The 3841-nt window shown below is 33.1% G+C and carries 6 protein-coding genes and 1 pseudogene; 2 read left to right on the top strand and 5 right to left on the bottom strand.

Features of this window, described 5'->3' with window-relative positions; translation table 11 throughout:
* Positions 1-466 precede the first annotated feature (466 nt).
* Positions 467-814, top strand: a complete 348-nt coding sequence (locus P253_RS04675) for a type II toxin-antitoxin system TacA family antitoxin (RefSeq protein WP_016659742.1) — start codon at positions 467-469, stop codon at positions 812-814.
* Positions 759-1262, top strand: coding sequence for a GNAT family N-acetyltransferase (locus P253_RS04670; RefSeq protein WP_016659743.1), 504 nt, complete (start codon positions 759-761; stop codon positions 1260-1262). The genes P253_RS04675 and P253_RS04670 overlap by 56 nt, the downstream gene beginning before the upstream one ends.
* Before the next feature lie 66 nt (positions 1263-1328).
* On the opposite strand, the gene P253_RS04665 is transcribed toward P253_RS04670, so the two are convergent.
* From P253_RS04665 to P253_RS15850, 5 genes and pseudogenes are all read right to left on the bottom strand, one after another.
* On the bottom strand, positions 1329-2084 hold the full coding sequence (locus tag P253_RS04665; RefSeq protein WP_035363162.1) for a hypothetical protein: 756 nt from the start codon (positions 2082-2084) through the stop codon (positions 1329-1331).
* The gene (locus tag P253_RS04660) at positions 2074-2337 is read right to left on the bottom strand and encodes a hypothetical protein (protein WP_016659745.1); all 264 of its coding nucleotides are present in this window, start codon (positions 2335-2337) and stop codon (positions 2074-2076) included. Before P253_RS04660 ends, P253_RS04665 begins: the two co-directional genes overlap by 11 nt.
* A 2-nt stretch (positions 2338-2339) precedes the next feature.
* A complete protein-coding gene (locus P253_RS04655; protein WP_016659746.1) occupies positions 2340-2597 on the bottom strand; it encodes a hypothetical protein in 258 nt (85 codons plus the stop codon).
* A gap of 170 nt (positions 2598-2767) precedes the next feature.
* Positions 2768-3664, bottom strand: a complete 897-nt coding sequence (locus tag P253_RS04650; RefSeq protein ID WP_016659747.1) for a reverse transcriptase family protein — start codon at positions 3662-3664, stop codon at positions 2768-2770.
* A pseudogene (locus tag P253_RS15850) lies at positions 3651-3841 on the bottom strand (transcriptional regulator); the annotation flags it as partial. The pseudogene P253_RS15850 and the gene P253_RS04650, both read right to left, overlap by 14 nt.

Raw genomic sequence — 3841 nt, 5'->3', positions numbered from 1 at the left:
ATCAAACCGTCCGCTAACGAAATTGCAAAAGTGCATATTCTAAAAGCGGACATTTTTACTTTGGAGAAACCGGACATTTCTATTTTGGAGTTACATTTTAGATTCGTATAACGTGTATTATGTTAATTTTAGGAATTCTTAAAGAATGCATAAGTTTAAAATTATCGCTATGGTAATTTAGTCTTTATAACCGTATTTAAAGAAAAAGCCGAATAACTTCCAAAAGTTATTCGGCTTTTTCTTTTTTACATTAAAAAAATTGCATGACTGCTCATAATGTGTTCAAATAATAGTGGTGCCAATTTGGCGCCACCACATAGAAGATGTATAATCCATTCATCTTAGCGTGTCGCTGTTTTATGACAGTCCAACGCCGACGAAAAACTGTTATTTCATTCGAATCACTGTGATGTAACCGTTTCAGTCTTAAACAAGGTAAATATTTAATTCAATTAGGAGTTCAAAAGTGATCAATACCAAATTGCATGACAATTCGAGAGAAAGAATTTCAGCAAGAGTTAGCCATGAGATTTATGCAGTTATATCCAAAGCTGCTGAAGTCACAGGGCAAACAATAAATAGTTTTATGGTTCAATCAGCGCTTCAACAGGCACAAGATACTATTGATAAACACAATATGCAGTGGATCAATGTGACTGAAGATCAGGCTGGTTGGTTACAAGCAAAATTAGAAGAGCCAGCAATCGTCAATCCTTATTTACAGGATGCTCTTCGTCTATATGAGGAAACAGCCAACAATGTCAGTAACATTAGCAATTCCATACGCCGATATGGCAAAACAGGAGATCAATGACTTTCGCGAGAAATTTGATTGTGGGGAACCATCACTAAATGAATATTTAGTACATACGATGGGGCAACATAATAAGAAAGGGATTACACCCTCGTTTCTACTTCCGTCAACAGATCCTTTACACCCGTTAATTGGGTATTACTCTCTAACACATGGACAACTTGATTGTTCTGGTTTAACAGAAAGTACAAAAAAGAAGTTAAAGCTTCCCAATGTTGTTCCAATCCTGCGTTTATCACGACTGGCGATTGATAAGAATTTTGCGAAACAGGGGTTCGGTAAAATTCTAATGGCCGAAGTTTTCTATCGCGCTCAGATATCGAAACAGAATGGTGGTTGTGTTTTTATCGTTGTAGATGCTCTACACGAAGAAGCCAAAAAATACTATGAAGCATATGGCTTTGAATCTATGGTTGATAACCCATTACAGCTATACCTAAAAGTATAAGTTAGATTTGAGCATTCTCTGCTAATCCCAAATTAGCAGAGAATCTTAATAGTCTGCTATAAAAAATTAGGCAGGCATAAAGGCAGGATTAAAAAAGTAAATAATTAGGAAGATAGCAAAAGATCCTCCTGCAATTATTTTAACTCTATTTTCTTCCAATTTAGCCCTTATATCCAAACTAACAAATCCCGGCAAAGTGGCTATTAAAATTGCTAATGATAGCGATACAATTGTTCTCTGAATAAACTGTTGCCATGCAGTTGGTGTCGGAAAAACAAACGCCAAAATAGAAACAATAATAAAACCTACAATACCTACAATGATGAGAACTATATCTTTTAAAGGAAGATCAAGTTCATCTTTAGCATTTTTCACATCAAATCCATGAGTACTTAATTCATTTTTAATGAATTTTTCTTTCAAACTATCACTACCATGACTTGAATACTTCACAACGACTCTTTGAGTATTGGTAAGTGTTTTCGTAGAAAGTACATCCTTCAACTCCATCCCTGAATACTTCAGAAGCAAATCTTTCAAAAGGATGGTGTGAAGTACATAGGTTTCTAAAATTGAAAAACAATCATCAGCAAAGCTACTAATTTTAAAACCTCGTAAGTACCTTTTTTCAGCAAGAATATCGTGAGAATATTTTTCAGGTAGACCAAAATATTTAGATGAGACAGACATATAGTCTGAAACATCTAACATCGTTAAACTATCTTCAGCTTTTTTTTCACATACATCCCTAAGCTTATCCATATAAATAGACTTCAGCTCTGAATGCTCTTCTTCAAATTTAGAGTACGAATTATTTTGCACTTTTATTCGCATTAATAGCCATTAACAACAGTGCATTGACATCTGAATTATCAATACTATCAAGACATAAAACTGTAAATTTATGATCAGGAAAATGTTTATGTAGAAGGCTATTTGCTTGAGCCCTATTTAATGGCTTCTCTGACTCAAGTTTCTTAGCGAAATTCAACCATTCGTTATCTGAAATTTCTGGCGTTACAGAAAGGATTGAAAAATATTCACGTACTTGTCTTTTGAAATTATCAAGACTCATTATTACTTTCCACTCTGGATTGCTAAATGCAACAATAAATTTAAATCAGTATTGTCAACGCCCATACGAGCATGAGTACCAATACTTCGGCAATAGCTACCAACTATTCGTGTCCATTCCGCAAGTGTAGGTTGTCTACCTTGCTGATTAACAATTCTTAAAACATCAGCTCTAATTTGTGAAATTTGAAAATCTGTAGGCTCTGTATAGGACAGACCAAACTTCATTTGTAAGCGATGAGCGAAATCTCTATTGGACATTCTTCACCCAATTCTAATGAATAAAAATTATTTTTAATTTTACAGTGAAATGGTTTTTTTCTTAAGTAATTACTTAAAATCATTCAATAAATAATATACTGATTGAATAGCTACCAGAATTCTAGACACATATAACCATCTCTTCTTTAGCTTATTGGCGCAAAGATTGCCTATCCAGTTAAATCTATCGCTTTAATATAGTTCATATAATTAAGTTTCCCCCCTAATGTATTAGCATCTTGTACATCTCTTATATTTTTAAGAGATCGTATTTCTTTGGATAATTTATTACTAGGCCGCAAGCCAACTTTACTTATAGCTATTCCATTGATAAATCTTAATTTTTCACCGAAAAATCTAACTTTGTCAGGGTTTATACTATGATTATATCTATTGACTATTTCAGTCACTTTATTTTTGAAACTGTCATTTACAGCTCCCCCTGTAAATGAAATATCATCTACATAAATTGTCATTTTTATTTTACGACTAACAGCTAGTTTATTTAACTCATCAAACATCGGCTTATTAGCCCAAAATGCTAGCATTAAGCTTAATGGACTCCCTGTTGGGATATGGTTATTCACAGTGCATATATCTGCCATGAAATCTGCCACATCTCTTGGGTACTGCAAAAAATAACCAAAAAATTGTTGTACTCTGATACGAGATGTTGAGGGGAAAAAGTTCTCTATATCTATATTTAATGTCGAGCCATGACAATTCACATGTGCTTTAGCATTAAGTACACAAGAAGACTTTTTCTTTGAAAATAAATAATCTGGTGCTGGAATTTCACTAAGTAATATATGAATCTTTCTATGTATCGGCTTTAAAATAAAATTAGGTTCTTCAATATTACGGGTTTTCTTTTTTCCATTTTTTTCAATGGTTTTTGGTGCAAATCGATAGAAATCTTGAGGATTCTTAGATATTTCTTTCAGAAGAGATCGCTCTTCTTTCAATACGAAAGCTAAATATTTTTTACTTTTTATGTTGAAAAGTTTTCTCTCCTCGAGAGAAAACTTTTCAACATAGTTTAAAGGAGCATAGCTAAGATTTGTCATTATCAGATAACCATTCCATAAGACGAACAATTTTTTTAGCAGAAGCTAGCCTGAATTTAGTTGCTACTGATAAAGGTTGACCGTCATCTAGTTTTTCTGAAAAAAATAAAAGAGAAGATAGAGGCATATCGAACTGTTTAGAATACTTTTCAAGAATTTCTAAACTAGGTTTTTTTT

It is taken from the genome of Acinetobacter indicus CIP 110367, from assembly GCF_000488255.1.
Taxonomy (GTDB): Bacteria; Pseudomonadota; Gammaproteobacteria; order Pseudomonadales; family Moraxellaceae; genus Acinetobacter; species Acinetobacter indicus.
Note: the sequence above shows the minus strand (reverse complement) of the source record. Positions and strands in the feature narration are given on the sequence as shown.

Excerpts from the sequence above, each read along its gene's own strand:
- P253_RS04670 (WP_016659743.1), top strand. The coding sequence starts at position 759 with ATGTCAGTAACATTAGCAATTCCATACGCCGATATGGCAAAACAGGAG.
- P253_RS04660 (WP_016659745.1), bottom strand. The coding sequence starts at position 2,337 with ATGAGTCTTGATAATTTCAAAAGACAAGTACGTGAATATTTTTCAATC.
- P253_RS04655 (WP_016659746.1), bottom strand. The coding sequence starts at position 2,597 with ATGTCCAATAGAGATTTCGCTCATCGCTTACAAATGAAGTTTGGTCTG.
- P253_RS04650 (WP_016659747.1), bottom strand. The coding sequence starts at position 3,664 with ATGACAAATCTTAGCTATGCTCCTTTAAACTATGTTGAAAAGTTTTCT.